The sequence below is a fragment of the Gemelliphila sp. 1F1 genome, from assembly GCF_056897515.1.
In genome coordinates this window covers 12,236-35,301 of the sequence record NZ_JBXHBE010000001.1, presented here as the reverse complement: position 1 = coordinate 35,301, position 23,066 = coordinate 12,236, and the positions used below count along the sequence as shown (strand labels likewise).

Genomic DNA, 23,066 nt, shown 5'->3' with positions numbered 1-23,066 from the left:
TATACTACTCCTCAACGTGTAAATGATTCCTCCCATATAGAATCTATATAATATGTACTAATTTCTAAATCTTCAACATCTTCAAAGAAGTAATTATATTACTCTTTAATAGCTTTCCTGTCCAACTTTGGTGAAAAACATATGATAAATTTCATAAGTTCAACTGTTCTATCATCATAACCAGCTAAAACAATTTACACTTTCTCTACAAAGGACTCTATATCCAGAACAACTTGAATTTTATATTCACTAAGATTAGCTACCACAGAAATAAAAAGGCAGATTTGCATACAAAGCACATCACCATTACAATCAGCAAAGTACTGAATAATTGTTTTTATCCTTCATCTACTAATGTTGGATAATCAATTAACATCTTATTCTTACAGTGATAACAAGTAAACTTAAAGAAATATCAGTCAAAAATAGCATAAATAATCTCTGGAGTCTTCAAATCATAAACTCCATCAAATCTTCAAATATGTATTGTTCTCTACAATTAGTGCACTCTATTTTTGTAAAAAAGATTGTTGTCATACTACATTTCCTCATCAAAATAAATAAGTAAGCTATTTGCTTCTACTTATTTATTCGTAAAAGAATGTAAAAAATCAGCAAAAATCTTGGAAAATTGTAAAAGTTTTAAACTATCGCTCATCAGTAATAAAAACATGGATATCACTTTTTTCTTCATTAAACCAATGAATAAATATTCTTCTTCCTAGCCCTAGATTATCGATAGTTAGCTCTTCAATTTCAAAATACACCTTACCATCAGTTGATTTTTTTAAGTAATCAGATATTTGTAGTTCAAATTTAGATTGACCTGTAAATTCTTTGGAATTACGGTTAGCTGTTGGAGATTGAGGAGTAATATTCGCTTTATTTTTTTTACCAAAAAAAATATTCACTTCGTTTTTAAATTTATTCAATTCATCTGCAGTCAATAAGAAATCTTTGAATGAATCAGCAATAAGGTGACCTCGATCTTTACCTTTTACATGTGGTTTTCCATCATGGTGAACTTCAATTAAAGACTTTATAAAATAATTAGAATTTGGATTTTTCCTCAAAATTACTACTCTTTTAGAATACCCATCATAAAAAGGTAGTCGTTCTACTTCTGTATCAATCTCCCATTTATTAAGAACATTGAAATATTTTCCACTTTGAACAATTTCTAAATCTAAATTCATAATATCACTTCAATCTTAACATAGTATATCATAATTTGTATCAATTTCTATACTCATACTTTTATCTACCGTATAAGCGATTATTGAGGTGTTGCATTTCTGTTTCTACAAAATTATTGTCAATGGAAATTAAAACGTACCTATGGTTTATGGGAATAAATTATCCTACCACAAAAGCTTTCAAAACTACACCCTCATCAAAATTTCTTATCCTGATACTTCCCCACCATATAAGAAAAAGATTTACAAGCAAGAATTTTAATTATCTTTTTAATTCAAAAAGATTTTTAGGCTTTTATAAAGAACCACACACTCTACGTGTAACGAAAGCTTACTTCTATATTAATGAACTAAATTTTGTAAAGTTTATCGTCTAATGATACTACATAATAAAACTATCTACTGATATCAATAACAAATTAGTTATTATATTCCATTGTAAAAATTAACTTTGATTTTCATGCCATATTAATCTTCTTTTATTTTCCTTAAAAGTGCCTTTGCTATATGTTCTCTATCAGGGTATATAAACCCATCATCTATTCCAAACGTCCTCAATTCCTTTAATATATCACCCTTTTTATCTTTAGGAATTCTATAACAAATTAAATCGTTATCCTCTACAACCTGATATTGTCTTATTGAATAATTAATTTTCTTCTGAATCAATTCTAAATCTTGTGATTTAGTCTCAATAAATGCTGGAAAAATAAAGAGTCCTTTCTGATTAACAATTCTCTGATGATTTTTGGAAGATTCAATAATTTGTGATTCTACAATATCCTTGTAAATTGCGTTTGGATATTCCAATCGTTCCCTAGTTTTTGCTTTTTGATTTATAATTTCCATAAAATCTTGTAAGAAAACTTTTAATTCATTCAATAAATACTCCTGATAAAAATCTAACCTAAATCCAGAATTATTATCATACTCCTCATTATTTTTTTCTATATCTCTTTTCAATATATATTCAACGTAATGTGGATCACTTGTAAATTCATTTAAAAAATCAACTATTTCTTTTTTTACTTCAGTAACCTTGTCTGATTTTGATATAGTTCTTACTTTCCCTTCTTTATCAACTTCCTTCCCATCTATAGTATTCTGTAATTTAAATACTACTTTCCCTTTAGCTCTATCTTCATCTGAAGCATAATGAGTATCCATAATATGTTCTTTTAAATTTTTAGATAGCCTTTCTATTAACATTAAAACTGTTATCCTACTATCTAATAGAATTTTTTGGGTGCTCATATCGCCTATATTTTCATGTAAATATGACATAACAAATAAAAATTTATTAATTTTTGTTTGCTCTATCAAATTAAGGGCTGTTTTCACCGCGGCAGTATGACTACTACTGTACTTCACATCTCCATTATTTTTATACACATAAACTATTCCATCTTCACACCCTGTATCATCTGCATCCTCACATGCAAAAAATAGTGCTACTAATGGATTGGAAGTAATATCTAAAACTCTTGTCGGAATTCCATGATGTTGTAGATCAACAAACGTTTCAAACAAAGTAAAATTGTCAAAAATACCTGAATACCCTATTTCATGAAGAAGCTTTTCATAATATTTTTCTGATCCCTCTAATACCAACTTCTTATTTCTATAAAGACTTGGAATTCTATTGGTATACTCCTTCGTTTCCCCTCTAAAGTAATATACTCCGTTTCTAAATTTTTCATGGACAGATGTTACAAATTCAGCTATTGATTTTACTTTTATCTCTAGAGTTTGTCTATGTACTAATCGTTGTTTACATTTAAACTTTATCATTATTTTCCCCCTTACTTCTTCCATTTACTCCAATCAACTCATATTTATATTATACCTTATCACCCTTGTCATTTGTCACATTGATAACTACTTTGTGTTTCATAGGCTTACTCCTTTCTATAAGGCTTTCTCCCTTACACATCACAGGCAAAGAAAAAGGACGAGTTTTTAACCCCGCCCTAAACTTTTTTAGAAATTATTTTTTATTATCTCTTTTGCCTTGTCTAAATGTTTCTTGACTGCTGCCGATGAGATGTTCATTAAATCTGCGATTTCTGATTGCTTATATCCCTCTACATACATCAAATTAATTACTAATCTTTGTTTCTCTGTTAATAAGGAAAGAACCTCTTCCATACGTTCTGACCATTCAAACTTTTCATCTGATTCTTTATCTGCTATAGAAGCAATCATCATTTTATCCGGCTCAATAGTCCCGTCAGCATCAAAATCAAGTGATAAATTATAGTTTCTTGGAAAAGCATCATTAACTGCATCTTCTATGATGTACTTGTTAGGCTCATATCCATGTCTTTCTGTAAAGTCGCTGACAAATTTCTGTTTCCACTTTTCTATCTCAACTTTTTCTTCCTTTGTTCTTTCTGGTCGAGCATTCTTAAGGTTGTAATAAACCTCACTATCATCCAGAGAATGTAGCATTTTAATATCCAACTCTGTTACTCCATCTTCTCCTGGTTTGATAATGACTGTCTTTTCAACATACTCTCCATCTTTTGTTAACTCAGTTGTTGTGTACTTGTAGACCCCGCGGTCCTTTTGATTTGTTTTATGAATACTCATTAGAAATCCCTGTCCTTTCTGCTGATTGCAGTCAGGGCAAGGGATACAAAGAGAGCCGATACCATATGAAGTACCGACTCTTAGTCCCAAATTTAGCCATAGGAAAATAGAGGTACTTCACATAGCACCTCACAGATAAAATCCATGAGTGCTTTATGATGTATCCCATTGCCCTATAGCTAATCAGGCTTTGTGATAATTTAGTTTTGTATTATTTAATACTCTTAAATCTTATCAAACCAGTGATTTCTGTCCGTTGAAGCTTCTTCAACATAAAAAAAGTCTAATTCCCCTATATCAAGGAGAATTAGACTTTTAAAACTTAGCAATTTCTCATTTTAAATGTTGAACATACTTCAACAAAAATATTTTATTTTTTCTTGTATATTAATTTTTTGTAATAAAATAGGGCTGAAAATAATTGCAGCCCTTTAAATCATCTATATTTTTGGTTGTTTTATTAGGTATTCAAGTTTCTGATTAACCAACTCGTCATAGACATCAGAATAATCTGTTGCCCATTTAAGATGAATCATCATATCATAGGTATTGTTCTCAATACCTTTATTTCCAGGTAAATCTAAGTCCAAAGTAATCTCCGCTAACTTCAACATTTTTTTACTAACTCTAGAAGGGATATGTATCCCAAGACAAGCAGATACAACGTTAAGTTTAGTCAAATTATTGCCTTTTCTCATATTACTAATGGTTCCTTTATCTAGTCCAGTTGTATCTTCTAGAAGTCTAAATGAATAATTGCAGATACTTTTACTCATTAGTTTTTTTAACGCTTCTCCAAACTCAAGATTATTAATTGCCTTCAACATTTCTAAAGACATTTGATTTACCAGTCCATATTGGGATAATAAGTCTTCAGATATATGATCATAATAGTTAAATGTTTTATTTGCTAAAGCTGATGGCAAAGATACATATTTAAGGTTCCCATTATTGTCCGTTATAAATTGTAAGAAACATTCTTCTTCATTATTTTTAGCATAATCTGTTAGAGAAAGACCACCTGATGGTTTCTTTTCCACATAGTCATCTGTATTTAAACACAAATGATTCTCTACATAGGCAAAAGCATCACTCTCGATAATAGATGCAACAGCATCACTTTCCTTATACCATGAACTTAGCTGTGCCGTCGCTATATTAGTAACTACTTTTTTATCTTTTAAGTCTTCTTTAGTTAGAACAACGTCAATTTGCTTATAATCTTTACTTTTATAATTTTCTTTTAATGCTTCTTCATAATCTAGTTCTATAAATTGGTCGTTCCCATTATTTAAAAGAAAATGTCTTAAATATCCATCTATATACATGAATAGACGATTATTAGAATAGCTTTCTCCATATGACTCCTCGAAGAATTTCTTAGATTTCTCTTTATCGCAACTTCCTTTTAACTCATCAAATGTTCCATATTCAGAAATAGTATTCTCAGTAACTTCTTTCTTAAACAGATATCTTAAAAGTTCTTCAGAACACCCTAAATTTTTAACAACTCTTTTTATTTTATTATTTTCGAGCTTGCTAAGCATTTCATTGATATAATCATTAAAAGTTTTATTTGGATTCAGCTTAATATTTCCAGATTGAATATCATAAAGTAATATTCTTGCGAGCTTTTGCTTATCCTGTGGGAGCATTGAAAATGAACTATGAAGTTCTTTTCTTAACTTTTCGACTTCTTCTCTTGAAACATCCTCAGCTAATAACTTTATATATTTTTCGAATCTAGAATTCATGTAATCTTTATCAATTTTTTCACTGTCGTGTTCTATAATTCTAGTATCAATATCAAAAGGAACATCATCTTTGCCAAAACCTCCACCACTCTTAGGCAATTCATTATATCTAGATAAAAGTTTCAAATAATCTTCTTCTGAAAAGATTATAACAATAGTAGAACCCTCGTTTTCATATTCCTTAATTCTCCACTCAAATCCCTGAATTAAAGCAGCATCCAAATGTTTTGAGAATTTATTAAACTCCTTCGCAAATTTTGCCTTTACACTGTTTTCTCCAGGTAGTTTTTCAAAATTTTCAATTCCAGCATTTTCAAATATGCCCCTCATATCCTCAAAGCTATTATTCATATTTCTAATATTACCAGGTAATTTATCAACAAATAATCCTAGTGGGATATCTCCAGAATAGGCTTTAACAGCTTCTTTTAGATTTTTCTCCATTGTATTAGGTCTTCTATACCATTTTATAATTCCAAATGGTTTTTCTTTTTTGTTGTAAATCCTATTAGTCCTTGAAATAGCTTGAATTAAATTTTCATATTGAAGCATTTTATCAAGATATAATGTATTAACTCTCTTAGAATCAAATCCTGTCAACATTTGATTTACAACAATTAAAATATCAATGTGCTCATCTCTATTGATATTTTCGTATGGCTCCTTATGAGAAAGTCTCCTACTAACATCTTTTCTAAATTTATCATAAGTTGGAATTGTAAATGACATATCATATTTTGTATTATAATCTTCCAGCATTTCTACAATGCCGTCCTCTTTATCCAAAGATGTTTGTCCTTCATTATCAATACTAGGATCAAACATGGCCGTAATATTAAGCTCTGGCATTTCTATTTTCATAAGCCTATAATAGGCTACTGCTTCAGGAATACTGGAAGTTGCAAAAATAGCATGAAACTTATTATTGTTACTATATAAAGGCCACTTACTCTTTATATCATTAATTACACCCTGTCTGTATTCTTCAGTTTCATATTGTTCATTTGGCACATAATCTTCTATGCCCTTGACACACTTATTATTTATTAATTCTTCACACATTCCTACTTTAGAAGAATCCATAAATTTCATAAATACTTTCTTTTTCTTTTCATCAGACATAGCTTCAGTAATGGACTCCGCTTTTGCCTGATGTAAAGCAACACTTTGTCTTATATCTGAATCAGGATAAACTTTAACCATATATGGATCAAATCCCAACACATTTCCGTCTCTAATACCATCAGATAAAGTGTATCTATGAATTTCATCTCCAAAAATTGTTGGCGTAGTACTATCTTTCTTTATATTAACTTCTTGAATAGGTGTTCCAGTAAATCCAAATATAAGTGCATTTCTAAAAGTTTTCTTTATTGTTGTTAGCATCTCTCCAAATGTAGATCTGTGGCACTCATCTACAATAATGACTAATCTCTTTTTAGCAATATACTTAATATCATCGACTTTTAATGCATTTGTGTCCTCGCTAATATTGGATAATTTTTGAATTGATGTAACTATAAGTGTATTATCATAGTCATCACTTTTCAGCTTGCTAATTAATACATTTGTATTTTCTGTAGCTTGCACCGATTCATCATCACTCTTAAAAGCTCTATATTCATTTAAAGATTGAGTAGCAAGTTCTTTTCTATCTACAAGAAAGACAACTTTATCAGCATCATTTGAAGATGCAATAAGCTGTGCAGACTTAAAACTAGTCATAGTTTTCCCAGATCCAGTTGTATGCCATATATGTCCACCTAATTGTTTTCCATCAAACCACGTGTTTTTAGCCACTTTCTCGGCTATACCATTTGCAGCATAATATTGATAGGATCTCATAACTTTTAAAATACCGTCACTACTATCCGCAACAGTATAAAAACCTATTAACTGATGAGCCATAGGAATATTTAGTAAGTTAGCTATTACATCTGACCAATGATTTATTGGTTCATTATTAAAGTCTGCCCAATGAAAATAAAAATCTTGATTGAACTTTGTTTCCCCAGGGTTCGCAAAATACACTGTCTCTTCAGGCTGCATTGCTACAAATATTTGAACTAGAGAGAATAAACCCTTGAAAATACCTTCATAAGAATATTTTTCAATTTGGTTATACGCCTGACTAACCTCTATCCCACTTCTTTTAAGTTCCAAATGTATGACGGGCATACCGTTAATAAGAAGCATTAAATCTCCTCTTCTATCGTTTAAGATCGAAGATTTCGCTTTAAATTTGGGTTGGCAAGCAATTTGATATCTACTCTCGCCAAAGGCAATCTCCTGCCTATCATAAATTTTTAAGCTGACCTCTTTACCAAAGTGTAACTCATCATCCGGATTATCCCTTTTTATTGCAACACTCTTCCCATTAATAAAACCGTTAAGTTTCATCGGACTTTGAAGAGAAATAATCTGCTCCAAAATTTGATCCATTTCTGTTCTGGTTAAAGGTACACCATTTAACTTATCTATTTGCTGATTATTCATAAATAAAATTTTAGCCCAGTTTTGTATAAGTTTTTCTTCTGTAGGGTAATAAATAACTTCTTCTTCCCAGCCATATTTTATTAAGCTTTCAATAACTGCTTTTTCAAATTCATCTTCTGTCTTAAATAGCACTTTCCTCACCTCCTATACAAACATTTTATCCAATAGTGATGACTTGATATTTTTTAATTTTTCCAACTTTTCCCTGTTTAGCTCTATGAGTTTATCAATTTTAGAAAAATACTCCCCTATTGCTTTTTGTTCCTGATAATCACGAGATACATAAACCTCCAACTCTTTAAAATCAGGATATTTTAAATTCCAGTTATCTGAAGTAATCCCTTTGGAATAAATTTGAAACATGTGTATAATATCAGTTCTCTTAAATAGGTATGAGAAACATTTAGAGTCAATTCCTTCATTGGGATTAAGAACAGTATATGCAGGACTTACTATTCCTTCAAAAGGTGAATAACCACTTGCCCCTTGCCACATTCTCATAGAATTGTAAGCAATATCACCGATATATACTTTTTTATATTTGGTCTTATTATCATTTGAATTGTTTTTCCTATTCAATTCAGAAAACTTTTTAATCCCCTGATTGATCGTAACTGACAAAAGTTCTCCATCTGGAAAGCTCTCTGTTCTTTCCGAAAAACAATCTCCTAACTTTTTCTTTTCCCAATCTCCACTAAACCCATCAAATCTTATTTCAGGAGTAGTTTCTCCTTCTTTAGGGAATAGTTTATACATCATTGATTTTTTTAAATCGAGTAGCTTTTCATACTTACACTGATGAAGAGTGATAAGGTTATCGAGTTTGAAAAAGTATTTACCTATTACACTTTGCTCTTCCTTATTCGGGATATTGAAAGTCAAATTTTCTAGTACAGATTGACTTATATTTTTATTAGCACTATTTGTTGCCTGTGACATTATTTGATTACGAACTTGTATAGTCGCAAAAATAAATTTCTTAAAATCATTATTTAAACCATATTCATCTCTAAAACGAATTAAAAATCCTGAATATGTTGTATTCTCAAGATTATCTGAAATTAATGCTGCTTCCCCAACACCTTCAAGCTTTACAGAAGAACGAACAAATAGCACATCTCCTTTCTGTAGAGAATAATCTTTAAGATGTTTTTCAGAAGCTTCTGCAAAATCTAAATTATTACTATCTACAACGTTATTTCCAAATACATTTTGTAAATTTACAAATGGATAGCCATGTCCCATTGCTTCTTTAGAAAAGTTCATCCCATTCTTTAAAGTTCCTAATTCTCCCAACTTACGCTGTTCCCAAGTTTCAGTAAAACCTTCAAACCTCATTTCTGGTACATTTTTATTATTTTTCATTTTGTACCTCCAATAATTTTTGAAGTTCCCTTATTCCGGCTAAGTCTTTTTTACTACCTTTTAATTTATTTGACATAGTAATGAAATCTTCTTGAGCGCTGTTTAGATCTTCTTCTATTTCAACAAAGGTTTTAGCATACTTTTTATGCAAAACTCTTATCTTTCCTTCAAGATCAACTAATACGTTTTGTCCCAATTCATATATTCCTGATACTAGTGGTGCTATCCATTTCTTATAAAGCAAATCTAAAGATCTTTCTTCATCTAAATTTTCAATAACATCTTTTGTTTTTAGATGCAGTTTTTCTCTTTTATTTTTTAAATCAGCTTTTAATGTAGACTCTTCTTCAATAAAATACACAACTTTTTGAAGTTTACTTTCTAGCGAATCGTCCTCAAATTTAAAGTTCTGTTGAATTTGCGCTATTCTTTTATTGATTACTGTATTTGTGTATTTGCCACTTGCCCCTTTTTCCATCAAATTCCATTCAATATCATTATTTTCTTTAACATATTTTTCTTTTTCTGTTTTTGTAGACAATTCAAGATAGCCCTTTAATATCTTAATTTCTTTGGTTTCTACCTCATCACAGGTTTCCTTCATATATTTTTTAACTTCAGCATTTACAAAAGCACTATTGTCCTCTTTTATATAATCCGCGTCTTTTTCCTCTTCTTCTAGTGAATCTAGTATTTCCTCATATTCAGAAGCTATTTCAGTAAGCCTGTTTTCTATTGACTTGATTTCTTCAACTTCATCTTTTAATAAATTTTCCTGAACTAATTCAAAAGGTAGTATCCTACCTCTCCAGCCTTCTTGAACTTCAGGAACTTCTTCATCATCTTCCTTTTTCTTTTTGACTACCATATTGGGGTCGACTAAATTGATGACTTCAAATCCCTCATCAAGAATCATTTCAAGATCGGCTTCAGTACCATTCCAGGTATCAGCAAAAATCTGATACGCTTTATACTTATCTATTAGTTCTACGCTATCTAATCTTTTGAAAATGTCTCTTATAATTTTTTCTCTTTCTTTGGCAATTTCAACGTCTAAAATACCATCAATCAAATCTTCTTTGAGTGTTTCCTTAAACCCACTAAAGGCATTTCTATAGCTTTTAATGTATTTTTTTGATGATTCGTGTTCTTGAATTATTTGAGACAGATTTTCAATATTTAAATTGAAGTATTCTCCATCATTTGAGCTAAAAATTTCATCTTTTACCCCTTTCAGTTCATCCCAATAACCATTTAATTCCATGAGTTCGGAATTTGGAATGCCACCAAACATAGTTGCATATAAATCATACTTTTCTGCTGGTTCAGATGAATCAACATAACGAGGGATGTTAAGATTATATTCATTTTTCCTTATTTCATCTATCGATACTACTTTAGAATATTTTTCTATACTTACCCTTTCCCTTATTGTATCTGTAATTTTTCTAATATCTGAGTCTCTTAGCTTATTACTTTTTCCTGATTTTTCAAACCCTTTTGATGCATCAATAATTAATACATCATTGTTTGCTTTATTGTGCTTTAAAACCATAATAATTGTTGGAATTCCAGTTCCAAAAAATACATTTGCTGGTAGACCAATAATAGTATCAATCTTATTTTTTTCTATTAGATTCTTTCTTATTTCACCTTCAACATTTCCTCTGAATAACACACCATGAGGTAAAACAATAGTCATAATCCCGTCTTGCTTTAAATGGTATAAATCATGGAGTAAGAAAGCATAGTCCGCCTTTCCCCTCGGTGCCAATCCGTAAGACTTATATCTTGGATCGTTCTCCTTATTTTTAGGAGTCCATTTTTGTGAATAAGGTGGATTTGAAACAACAGCATCCACCTTAACTAATGTATAAGTACTATCTTTTCTATCATCTTCAAAAAATGGCCAATCATCTTCTAAAGTATCACCATTTCTAACGTTGATATTAGCAGGCTTAATATCTCTCATTACCAAATTCATACGAGTTAGGTTGAATGTATTTTCTTTTAATTCTTGTGCATAGTAGTCTATCTTATTATCACTATCTAAATATCTGTTCATTGCTTTTCCAATATTTATGAGTAACGAACCGCTTCCGGATGTTGGATCATAAATTTGAATTTTATCTCTATCTTTTAGCTCCTGTGCAATTATTTCAGACATCAATACAGATACCTCATGTGGAGTGTAAAATTCTCCCGCTTTTTTTCCAGCATTAGCAGCAAACATAGAAATTAAATATTCGTATACAAAGCCCAATACATCATAGTCTTGACTTCCATCCATAGGAATCCTTTTAATTAAATTTAATAATGATCTCGCAGCTTTGGTTTGTTTTGCAGCACTTTCTCCTAATTTAGAAAGTCCACTACTTAAAGTCTTGAAAATATTTTCAAACACTTTTTTATATGCATTATCTATATTTCTATCAAAAGCAGATAAGGCATCTCTTACATTTGCAATTTCAAAATCTCCACCTTTTGATAGCCAAGTTGAATATAAATTTTCATAAGCAATAAAATAACCTAAATTGTTTCTTACATATTCTGCGTACTGTTCATCCTCTTCATTTATTTTTTCTATATCTTCTTGAGATAAACCTTGATTATTAAAAAATCTCAATTCTTTATCCGATAAATACTTATAGAAAATAAATCCTAAAATAAAATCTTTATACTCACTTGCTTCTATTTTTGAACGCATCTGATTTGCCGACTCCCAAATAGTAGATGCTAATTGTTGTTTATCCATATTTATAGTTCCTCCATTAATATTCATTTATATCAATTCCATTTTCTAATAGCCTTTCAAACCTCTCGTTAGAAATAACTATTGCCATTGGTTTACCATTTTTATTTATGAATCCAACATCATCATCTGATACAAGGCCTCTCAGTATTTTCGATGATTGTCCTCTATTAAATTCAGCAATATTAAAATGCTTCATCGGTTTCTTTACATTTTTCTTTTTAGGCACGCTAACACCTCCATTTAGACAACATTATCCACCATTATTTTACTACATTTTAATTATAATTACAATATTAAAAAGCATTTAAAAAGTAATTACTTTTGAAATGCTTTTTAACCAGACTTTCAATATAATTATTTACACATTTTTACAAGCCTCATAATAACAATCCAACCCACAATACCTCCTCTTTCCCATTCATACACTTTGAAGGTCTCACCACAGTTTTGGCAAACAACTTCAATTTTAGTTGTCTTTTTCACTTTATCTCGATTAAGATTCCACCATTGAATTTCGCATTCCTTACAACAAAATTTCCTGACCATTCTCTTTGGTACTAGTTCTAATGGTTTACCACTAGCCACATTTCTCATCAGACTACCTCCCTTGCTTAAATACATCACTCTAAAGGTTTCATAAGTCAAGCGTTTTATTGGCATTGACACCCTCTCATTAAAAACCCTTTAAATAAAAAAAGACACCCTTGGCATAGGTGTTTGATGTGAACCCCAAAAGTTAGAGTAAAATCTAACATTTTTGGGGTTCACTCAGTTTCAAAGTGAAAATATGGAGTTCAATTATCCCCCGTACCACAAAGCTGTGGACGTATCTTAAAACGTGTATTTTAAACGGTTTTGCAGTTTTTTAGGTTTAAGGAATTGTATCCATTTGACTAGAATCATATCTAGTTTCATACTGTCTTGGATACAATGACACTGTAACTTTCACACTCCGACACTGTAGCTGTACTCTGAAACTTTAACTTTTGGGCATGAAAAAAGACACCAATCTCTGGTGCCTTGTAGTTTATTTATTGAGTTCTAAATATTTATCATTTGCTATAAGTAACTTTTGATAATACTCATCATAGCTCTTGCTAAACTTTCTTATCAGCGGAATAGCTATTTCATAGTATTTATTATCTTCCATATATTTTTGCAGTTTATCTTGAATGTTTTTCATTGGGATATTTTGATATTCATCACTATTTTTATAATCTTGATATAAAGCTACCATATCCTTATTTTCTTCTATCCATTTCTCAGAATTCTCTATAGCCTTAATTTTTGATTCATTAACTTCTTTTAAAGTCTTCATATCATAAGTAGAGCTATCTTCTTCTATATACTCTTGCTCTTCTTTACTCAGTGTAAATGAAGGCAAACTATCTTAATATGCTACAAACTCCTTATATGCAACTTTCCCCTCTTTATACAGTGTTTCATTAAAAAATGGTTGATAAGTAGAAAATATTAGCTGTCCAAAATATCCAGGAAATGCATTTTCTAGTTTTTCGTAAATGCTTTCTTCTGTTTCTATCAAAGCTATTTTACTCTCAATTATATTCTGATTTTCTTTCTTAACTATCAGTTCAATAACTTCTTTTCTCTTTTGTTCAATTTCTAACTGATGCTCTTTTCTTCTAAGAATAGAAGATAGTGAGCTACCATTGGATGATAAACATTCTTCAATCTCAGATATACTCAAACCAACTTTTCTAAACAAAGATATTTTATTTAGAATTTCTAAATCTTTATCACTTAATCTCGATAGCCATTTTCTGATTTTAAAGGCTTAATCAAACCTTTATCTTCATAATACTCGATTGCTTTTCTAGTTAAACCGGTTTTTTCTTGGATTTCATTTCTAAGCATGGTCTAACACCTCCTTGATTAAAGGATACTCCAGTCCCTAACGGACAGGTCAAGGCTTATATTAATATTTTTCTCCTCAATACGGTACAGTATCTTTCCTTCTGCAAAAATCCACGTATCTGGGTGGGTGCAAGTGGGTGCATTTTTTCTTGTTATCCATCCCCTAGTGTCAACTCTATTCTGTGGATATGTTCCCGCTTACTGCTTTTTCCTCATAAAAAACTAAGCTTTCTCAATCCTATCGACATCTTTTAACGATAGCTTTTAATTAAGCCTTATTTTTCTACACTTTATTTACTTAGTGGGTGCAACTCTTGACATCAATACAACGCACTCAACATGCACTGTCTGTGGAAACATATCTACTGGTTGAACATCGCCTACTTTATAACCAAAACTTTGCATTATATTTATATCACGAGCTAAGGTTGCAGGATTGCAACTTACATAAACTATTTTTTTTATGTTCATATCGTTTAGGCTACGCAAAAAACTCTCATCACACCCTTTTCTAGGTGGATCTACAATTACTACATCTGTTTTTTCTTTGTTTTTTATTAAATCTTTAATAACATTTTCTGATTTTCCTAATAAAAATTGTACGTTGTCAATATTATTATTCTTTGCATTTTCTTTGGCATTATTGATAGCTGCATCTACTACTTCTATCCCATAAACTTTTTTTGATTTTTTGGCAACAGATAAACTTATTGTCCCTATACCACAGTAAGCATCAATTACAGTATCATCTCTCTTTACATCAGCTAGTTTTATCGCTGTATCGTATAGCAATTCTGTCTGTATAGGATTTACTTGATAAAAAGATTTTAATGAAATATTAAATTTTAAATCTCCCAAATAATCAGATATAAATTCATTTCCATATAAAACTTCCGTATACTCTCCAAATATAACGTTAGTCTTTTTATCATTAATATTAAGAATAATACTCTTAATTCTATTATCTAAACTAACAATTTCATCAACAAACTCTTTTAATCCTACAAATTTTTCTTTCGCAATAATTCCAATCATAATTTCCGTCTTATTACGATTTGTTCTTAGCATTATATGTCTCAAAGCTCCTTGATGATTATTTTCATCATATACAGATAAATTAAAACTCTTTATTATTTCTCTAATATCATTAATTAAAACATTATGCTCATCATACTGAATTTTGCAATTATAACTATTAATAACGGTGTGTGTACGTGGTTTATAATATCCCATTTTTATTTCATTATTTATTTTTTGAACAGGAACTACCGATTTATTTCTATAATTGTAAGGATTTTGCATTCCCAAAGTTTCTAAAACATTAACTTGACCTTTTCCTACAATTTTATCCAAAATATTTTTAACTTTATTAGTTTTAAATTTTAATTGTTCTTCATAAGATAAATGTAATAGATTTGCTCCCGATGTTTTTTCAACAACGTCTACTCTATTAGGAGATTTTTTTATTATATTTATTAATTTTGCATACCCCAAATTTTTCTTTAATTTGGTAACTTTAATTTCTACTTCTTCGCCAACTACGACATCTTCTACAAACAATGGAAAATTGTTAATTTTTACAACACCTAAGCCATCGTGTGTATAGTCTGTAACAATACCTACGAAATTATCATTTTTTTGCATAATATTCTCCTATATTTCTCTTTCAATAATAATTAATTTTACCATAAATTTGAAAAATAAGAAATATTAAGAAATTTTTGAACTTTTATTTTAATTTAATATAATATACTAATATAAAATTATATAGATATTCACTTCTACAACTACAAATATTTGATAAGTTTAATAAAATACAAACTAAAATTATTAAGATAAATACAATAACGTTTTCTTAAATTTTTTCTAAAAAATTAAGTTTTTTCTATTGCTTTTTATTATAAATATGTTATAATAATCAATGAAGTAAGTAATTACTTCAAATGTTCTTTTATTATAAGTATCCCTAGCTTATAATAAAGACTTTTCATATTTACTCCCTTATTTCTACCTTACACTTTTGTAGGGTAGGTTTTTTTTATATAAAGATACATTAAATCAATATACATTTTAAAAAGACAATAAGATAATAGTTAATTATCAAAAAATTAAATTTTAACTTTATTACATAGATATTATCCAAAAAATAGCGACAAGTATATACTTGTCGCTATTTTTTTTATTAATTATTACTAACTACAGTTTTTTTAGCTTTAAATAAATTTTTTCTTTTAGTGATCAATAATACAACAAAAAATATTAACCCTATTATAAATGCTTGCATACCTGATATAGAAACATCAAAATATACAGCAAGAAAATAACCTACTAAACTATCTATCGTTCCTATTATAATACTAAGTATTAACATATTTCCTAGTTTATCAGTCAATAATCTTGCGGTCAAAGCTGGTCCTACCATAAAAGCTATTACTACAATTACACCAACCGCTTGAAATGCTCCAAAGCTAGTAACTGATACTAATGACATTAATAGATAATTCATAAATGTTATAGAAATACCAATAACTTTTGCATATTCACTATCAAATGTACTAACTTTAAATTCTTTGTAAAACAAACTTATAATAGTTAGATTTATAATAAATATTATTGATAGTATAACCAATGCTTTAGGTCCAAAATCATAATTAACTGTCTCAAACCTTTCGAATGGAACAAATGTTATATCACCAAAAATTATATGTTCAACATCTAAATGGACATTTTTTGCAAATTTCGCTATTAAAATTACTGCAGTTGCAAATAGAAAAGGAAATACAATTCCTATGGCGGAACCTTTATTCACCAGCTTTGTGCTATACAAAAGTTCTGTAAGCCACACAGTAAGTAGTCCTGTTAATATAGCGAAGATAACGACTATTGGCGAACTAATATTACCATCACTAGCAAAAAATCCTAAAACAATACCTAGAAGCACAGTATGAGAAATTGCATCTGTCATCATACTCATTCCCCTTAACACCAAAAATGTTCCAGGCAAGGCACAACAAGCACATACCATTATTCCTACCAAAATAATTTCAATATTAGCTCCCATATTAACTCTCCCTCCTACTAGATAATTTATTCATATCTGTAATTATTTTCTGCTGCTCTTGTTTTCTATAAAGATATTTTCTAAGGATACCTCTTTTAGGAGAAAATACTAAACTAACTAACACAAAAAAACTTAATATCAAAACAATTACTGGTCCTGTCGGTAAATTCAAAGAACTAGAGCTTATTACAGTTCCAAGTAACCCAGAAATTCCTCCTACAAGTGATGATATAATAGTCATTTTTACCAAATTATCTGTCCACTGTCTAGCAGATACTGCAGGAACTATAATTAACGAACTCATCAAGATAACTCCAACCATTTCTAATCCAATAACAATACATATTACTGTTAAAAATGATAAAAGTAATTCATAAAATCTAACTCTATTTTTATATATTATCTTTGCATAAGTGTAATCAAATATTACTAACTTAAATTTATACCAATAACTTATAAGTACTATAAGAACTAATAATGATATACCACTAATTAAATAAATATCTTCTTTTAAAATAGCAGCAGCTTGTCCAAAAATAAATTTATTTAATCCTGCCTTATTAGCTCCGGGTAAAACCTTTATATACGTTAGTAATACTATACCTAAACCAAAAAACATCGATAAAACTAGGGCTAAAATATTATCTAACTTAATAGATGTTTTTTTCGCTGTGTAATTAATTAACATATTAGCTATTAACCCTGATCCTAAAGCTCCAAGAAGTAAAATTACTAATTCTTTTTCGCGAGTAATTATATATGCAAAGCATATCCCAGGTAATGCAGCGTGAGAAATTACATCACCTATTAAACTCTCTTTTTTTAGTACAGAAAAAACTCCTACTGCTCCGCACACTCCACCTAATAACGTCGCTCCTAAAGCAACTATTTGAAAAGTATAACTTTGTAATAAACTAGTCATTTTCTTACAACTCCCTCTGCTTAAAATAATTTAATTTTGGAGAGTATGTGTTACTTATATTATCATCGGTAAAAACATCTGTTACTTTTCCACTAGCTATAATATTTTTATTAATTAATACAACATTATCAAAATACTCTTCAATAGTTTGTAGGTCGTGGTGAACTATTACTATAGTTTTTCCCTCATTTACTAATTCACGTAGAATTGATACTATCATCTTTTCGCTGTGTGCATCAACCCCTTGAAATGGCTCATCTAATAAGTAGAGATCTGTTCCTTGAGCTAATGCTCTTGCAAGAAATACACGTTGTTTCTGACCACCTGATAAATTATTAATTTGACGATTAGAAAATTCTTCAAGGTCAACTTTTTGTATTGCTTTTTCTGCTATTTCTTTATCTTTTTTTGTTGGACGTTTGAATAATCCCAAATTTTGATAACGTCCCATCAATACTACATCAAAAACTGTCGCAGGAAAATCCCAATCTATACTAGACGTCTGAGGCACATAACTCAATAAATTGTTAGTATTAGAAGTTATACTAATTTCTCCAGTAAGTGGTTGTATAAGCCCTAATATAGTTTTAAATAATGTTGATTTTCCGGCACCATTAGGGCCTACTATTGCGGTTAATTTTCCCTTTTCTATTTCTACATTTATATCCCAAATAACTGGCTCAACATCGTAAGCCACTGATAAATTCTTTATTTTTATTTTCTTATTTTCCATAACTTACTTTTTCCTTACATCATTTTTGTTTCCTTAAGGAAACTTTATATTTATTTTACTACAATTACATTATTTTGTAAATTAAAATTTTAAATAAAAAATGTTTATACACATTAAACACATAAGTTTAATTGTGTATAAACACTTTTTATATTTATATTTTAATACCACCATAATTTTTCGTGGCGACGCCCTATTTGTAATGCTAGATCTTTTTTGTTTTGATCTATACCATTAATATATAATTTACCACTAGTATACATATCTACCATTTCATTAGGTACGCTTGATATTACTATGTTACCATTATTAACATTTTCTATTTGAGTAAATTTAATAGAGTAGTCTCCTTCTGGCAAATAATCAAAATACCAACGTAGAGTATAGGTTTGAAGTGGCAATTCCCAGTATAGTTCTCTATATACAAATGTAGTTTCTCGAACTACATTATTAGTCTTCTTATCTATTATCTCTACCTTATATTTGGAATTGTTATTTTCGTCATAAGCTGATATATATCCTCGAACATAATTAAACGACATTGTCGCTTTAAATGTTTGCTCTACTTCTGTATCTTGATTAACTCTTACTATTCCATCACGCAAGTATTTGTCTGTAGCATAGACACTTATTCCATTAATTACTCGTGAGTCATAATCTAAATTCATTGAATAACTAGGACGTAAAAAACTATCTGATATTAGCTGAATACTAAATACTAAACCAAACGCTATGTAAAGTTTCTTTTTGTAATTATCGAACATAGTTTTATTATTTTCTTCTAAAAATATTATTATTCCTTTAGTAGATAAAATAAATATTATCGGCATCCATGCATAAACATACCTAGGCTTAGCCTCCCATATTAAATGAAACATAAATACCCCGAATATGATAATTTGGAACAAAAACATTGATGTAATATAGTTTTTACGACGTTTGTACATATAATATACTAACATAAAAATAATTACTGCATAGAGCATTTGTGATGTGTAGACAAAGATACTATTGTTACTACCGTAGAATAATTGCCATAAAAAGCTATCTCCTTCACGTAAAGCACGTGTTCCATTAGTGTAATTTATCGTACCATCGCTCCAATTTCCTCTAATTTTTAAAACAAATACAAGTAAGTTTAAAAATATTGGTCTGTGTATCAATCTATTAAAAAATAAACTTAAATCATCTGCCATCTTGTCTTGACTTAAATAAGTATATTGAAAATCCTGCCAGTTATAACTTCCTCCTTGAATACTCATACCCATCATTACCCAATGCATCATAGGAAATTTATAACCTTCATCAGTGAAAAATCCATAGTATGACCAAAGCATATCAAACATCTTTCCAAAAATAACAAATCCGAATAAAAAGGTTACAATCAATAAAATAATTTTTTTATACCATTTGAAAAATGCTAAATATACTAATAATGCTGGCAAAATAATAATAATATTTGAACGTAAATTCCAACCAAAAGCAATCAACAATGCAACAGCAATGATATGTTTACTTCTAAAAATAAAACTACCATCTGATGGTATTAAAACATACATTATTAGAGCTACCATAATAATCATTAATGTATCAGAATAATAAAATAAACTATACATTTGAAATGGTACATATAGTAACATAAGTAGCAACACTATTGTTTGTTTATTTTTATCCAATAACTTACCTGCTGTTTTATAAGTTAAAAACATTGTTGCGCTTGTTATTAAAAAGCAGAACAAGTGAAGCATAAAAACTTCTGATAAATTTAAAAAGTTAGCTATTCTATATATCCAATATAAAATTATAGTAGGCGTAATATTGTTTGGATAAACTAAAAAGTATCTTTCTCCTGAAAATTTTCCGTAATTTAACATATAATGAGCTTCATTTTCAATTTCTGCTCCATCAGAAAAATTAAGAGTATCCATAGTCAATATAATACCCTGAAAAATTATATAAGAAACTATAATATATAGATTATACTTTTTTAGTGTTAGTTCGTCGCTTGCTAAAATCTTTTTAACTAACTGTAACAACAGCATTAAAACTACTGGTATCCCTAGCAATAATACTATCGGGTTTAATATTCTCTCATACACAAAAGGAGCAACGGTAATCCAAATCAAAGCTAAAGCAAACAAACAAATAAAAGTATAAGCGAAAATATTATGTAAAATTTTCCTCATAAATTATACCTCTGACCCTACTAAAGATTTTACAAACAGTCTAGGAGACAATTGAACAAGAATTTTATGACTTATACTGTCAAGTTTGAAATAATATCTTTTGTTAGCTATAATATTAAAAATTTTATTTTTACTTTCACTAGATAAATCTTTGCTTGCTAATTCTGCATATAAATAGCCACATAATAAATAACAGGCTTCATTATAATATTTTGATTCAACAAAATCTTCTATTTTATTAATAGTCATCATCATTCTCATATAACTTGATTGTACTATAGCTTTATTATCATGCTTCTTCGAATAATTTTTCTTTGTATAACTAGTTTCTGTGCATAACTGAATTTTTTTTACTTTATCACATACTTTTATTTTAAAATATAGATTTTCTCCTACTAAAATATCTGCATTAAAACGTAAGTTATATATATTTAAAAATTGTTTTCTAAATATAAAGGAGCTTAACGTACTATCTAATTTGTTTTTGTACTCCATTATTTCTGCTGATAATAGTTCTATTCCGTTAGTTTTTGAATTTTTTTCAAAATATTCCTTCATAAACGATAGATTATCAGCATTAGCCAATACTACAACATCAGAATGAGTATGATTTATTGTGTAATACATAGCTTCCAAATAGTTTTCTTCTATTTTCTCTATATTTTCTTCTATAAAAACTATATATTCTCCTCTTGCATAATCGATACCTATATTTTTCGCTGCTGATTTTGATCCTAATTGTTTTTTAATATAATTAATATTTCCATAGTTTTTGTAACTATCAAAAACTTTTTCCATAACATCTGTTGACAAATCATCTATTATAATAATTTCAAAATCCTTAAACGTCTGTGCAAATAAATTATTGATATTTTCTATTAAATTATCCACTTTTCTATAAGAATTTAGAATAACTGATACTTTATAATTTATATTAGAAGTCTTTATATTTTTAATCAAAATTTCATCGCTAATAAGAACTGTGTCTACAAAAACGTCTTTTGTTTCATTCAAATCTTTCGTCATATTCATACCTCTACAAGACTTTAATTACTTTATTATATCATAGTATATTATTTATTAAAACTTTTCTAATAACAAAAATAAAAAGTATAAGACAAGACGTCCTATACTCTTATATTAAAAATATATTTAATTTATCTTATATTAGAAAGCTTTTATTTAGAACTAAGATTGTTGAATTCTTCTTCTGTCATGTAGCTTGATATTGCACCTGTTTTTGTAGTAGTTAATGTCGCATAATTAGTAGCAAAGTTGGCTAAATAATTAAGTTTTTCTTGATTTATATCACCTATATTTTCAAGTTCTAATAATTTTGATAAGAATGATCCTGCAAAAGCATCACCTGCTCCAGTAGTATCTATAACATTTACTATTGGCACAGCTGTCTTAACTGAAAGATTATTACTATAAACTTCTGAACCTTTTTCTCCTTTTGTATATAAAACATATTTTATATGACTGAAATCTTTATGTAATGCTTCTTTTATATCTGTAGTTCCCGTTAAAAATTCTAATTCGTTATCAGCAACTTTAATAATATCAACATAAGGTAAAAATTCTTTTATAGTTTCTAAGTATAATTTATCATTATTCCATAAATTAAATCTTAAATTAACATCAAAGCTAACTAAAATTCCTCTTTTCTTAGCTTCTTTCAATAACAATAAGTGACTATCTTTTGATTCTTCTTGAATAGATATACTAGCAAAATGTACCGCTTCTATTTCTTGAAAATCTACTTCTTTTACATCATTCTCACTAATTCTTAAAGCAGATGAACCTTTAAAATAAAAACTAAAAGTTCTATCTCCTGTATCATCTAATGCTACAAATGCCAGTGGTGTAAATGTATCATTTTTTCTAGATACATATTTTGTATCTACACCTTCTTTTTCTAAAACATTCTCTAAAAAATCTCCAAATCCATCATTCCCCAAAGATGTTAGTAGATAGCTTTTTTGTCCTAGCTTAGAAGCAACACATGCTACATTAGCAACAGATCCTCCAGCTTCTTTTTTAAAAGCAGATACTTTGTCTATTTTTCCATTTTCTGCACCAATAAAGTCTATTAACATTTCTCCTATGCATAAAACTGCCATATATTTTC

General features: G+C 29.0%; 18 protein-coding genes. All 18 read right to left on the bottom strand.

Annotated elements, in window-relative coordinates:
- Positions 1-647: 647 nt before the first annotated feature.
- The 18 genes from AC1XWJ_RS00150 to AC1XWJ_RS00065 all read right to left on the bottom strand — a co-directional run bounded on the left by AC1XWJ_RS00150 (position 648) and on the right by AC1XWJ_RS00065 (position 23,058).
- On the bottom strand, positions 648-1,196 hold the full coding sequence (locus tag AC1XWJ_RS00150) for a DNA/RNA non-specific endonuclease (RefSeq protein ID WP_483333736.1): 549 nt from the start codon (positions 1,194-1,196) through the stop codon (positions 648-650).
- 468 nt (positions 1,197-1,664) lie between these two features.
- Positions 1,665-2,987: an FRG domain-containing protein gene (locus AC1XWJ_RS00145; protein WP_483333734.1), complete on the bottom strand. Its 1,323-nt coding sequence runs from the start codon at positions 2,985-2,987 to the stop codon at positions 1,665-1,667.
- A 189-nt stretch (positions 2,988-3,176) separates the two neighbouring features.
- Positions 3,177-3,788: an RNA polymerase sigma factor gene (locus tag AC1XWJ_RS00140; protein ID WP_483333732.1), complete on the bottom strand. Its 612-nt coding sequence runs from the start codon at positions 3,786-3,788 to the stop codon at positions 3,177-3,179.
- 440 nt (positions 3,789-4,228) lie between these two features.
- A complete protein-coding gene (locus tag AC1XWJ_RS00135) occupies positions 4,229-8,170 on the bottom strand; it encodes a type I restriction endonuclease subunit R (protein ID WP_483333731.1) in 3,942 nt (1,313 codons plus the stop codon).
- 12 nt (positions 8,171-8,182) lie between these two features.
- Complete coding sequence (locus tag AC1XWJ_RS00130; protein WP_483333730.1) at positions 8,183-9,403, bottom strand: restriction endonuclease subunit S; 1,221 nt, start codon at positions 9,401-9,403, stop codon at positions 8,183-8,185.
- Positions 9,393-12,185 (bottom strand): type I restriction-modification system subunit M, encoded by a 2,793-nt coding sequence (locus tag AC1XWJ_RS00125; protein ID WP_483333728.1) that lies wholly within the window; start codon positions 12,183-12,185, stop codon positions 9,393-9,395. The genes AC1XWJ_RS00130 and AC1XWJ_RS00125 overlap by 11 nt, the downstream gene beginning before the upstream one ends.
- Complete coding sequence (locus AC1XWJ_RS00120; protein ID WP_218837610.1) at positions 12,175-12,384, bottom strand: type II toxin-antitoxin system Phd/YefM family antitoxin; 210 nt, start codon at positions 12,382-12,384, stop codon at positions 12,175-12,177. The genes AC1XWJ_RS00125 and AC1XWJ_RS00120 overlap by 11 nt, the downstream gene beginning before the upstream one ends.
- 128 nt (positions 12,385-12,512) lie before the next feature.
- Positions 12,513-12,818 (bottom strand): hypothetical protein, encoded by a 306-nt coding sequence (locus tag AC1XWJ_RS00115; RefSeq protein WP_483333727.1) that lies wholly within the window; start codon positions 12,816-12,818, stop codon positions 12,513-12,515.
- A gap of 367 nt (positions 12,819-13,185) precedes the next feature.
- A complete protein-coding gene (locus AC1XWJ_RS00110; protein WP_483333725.1) occupies positions 13,186-13,542 on the bottom strand; it encodes a hypothetical protein in 357 nt (118 codons plus the stop codon).
- A 6-nt stretch (positions 13,543-13,548) separates the two neighbouring features.
- A complete protein-coding gene (locus tag AC1XWJ_RS00105; RefSeq protein ID WP_483333724.1) occupies positions 13,549-13,866 on the bottom strand; it encodes a hypothetical protein in 318 nt (105 codons plus the stop codon).
- Positions 13,867-13,919: 53 nt separating this feature from the next.
- Positions 13,920-14,033: a MerR family DNA-binding transcriptional regulator gene (locus AC1XWJ_RS00100; protein WP_483333723.1), complete on the bottom strand. Its 114-nt coding sequence runs from the start codon at positions 14,031-14,033 to the stop codon at positions 13,920-13,922.
- A gap of 294 nt (positions 14,034-14,327) precedes the next feature.
- A complete protein-coding gene (gene rlmD, locus AC1XWJ_RS00095; protein WP_483333721.1) occupies positions 14,328-15,677 on the bottom strand; it encodes a 23S rRNA (uracil(1939)-C(5))-methyltransferase RlmD in 1,350 nt (449 codons plus the stop codon).
- A gap of 538 nt (positions 15,678-16,215) precedes the next feature.
- The gene (locus tag AC1XWJ_RS00090; RefSeq protein ID WP_483333719.1) at positions 16,216-17,094 is read right to left on the bottom strand and encodes a metal ABC transporter permease; all 879 of its coding nucleotides are present in this window, start codon (positions 17,092-17,094) and stop codon (positions 16,216-16,218) included.
- Position 17,095: 1 nt separating this feature from the next.
- Entirely contained in the window at positions 17,096-18,016 is a 921-nt protein-coding gene (locus AC1XWJ_RS00085) for a metal ABC transporter permease (RefSeq protein WP_483333718.1), read from the bottom strand.
- A 4-nt stretch (positions 18,017-18,020) separates the two neighbouring features.
- Positions 18,021-18,749: a metal ABC transporter ATP-binding protein gene (locus AC1XWJ_RS00080; protein ID WP_483333717.1), complete on the bottom strand. Its 729-nt coding sequence runs from the start codon at positions 18,747-18,749 to the stop codon at positions 18,021-18,023.
- A gap of 161 nt (positions 18,750-18,910) precedes the next feature.
- The gene (locus tag AC1XWJ_RS00075) at positions 18,911-20,935 is read right to left on the bottom strand and encodes a glycosyltransferase family 39 protein (protein WP_483333716.1); all 2,025 of its coding nucleotides are present in this window, start codon (positions 20,933-20,935) and stop codon (positions 18,911-18,913) included.
- Between the two features lie 3 nt (positions 20,936-20,938).
- Positions 20,939-21,961 carry a glycosyltransferase family 2 protein gene (locus AC1XWJ_RS00070; protein ID WP_483333715.1) on the bottom strand — a complete coding sequence of 341 codons (1,023 nt, stop codon included), beginning with the start codon at positions 21,959-21,961 and terminating at the stop codon, positions 20,939-20,941.
- A 152-nt stretch (positions 21,962-22,113) separates the two neighbouring features.
- The gene (locus AC1XWJ_RS00065) at positions 22,114-23,058 is read right to left on the bottom strand and encodes a carbohydrate kinase family protein (protein WP_483333714.1); all 945 of its coding nucleotides are present in this window, start codon (positions 23,056-23,058) and stop codon (positions 22,114-22,116) included.
- Positions 23,059-23,066 lie beyond the last annotated feature (8 nt).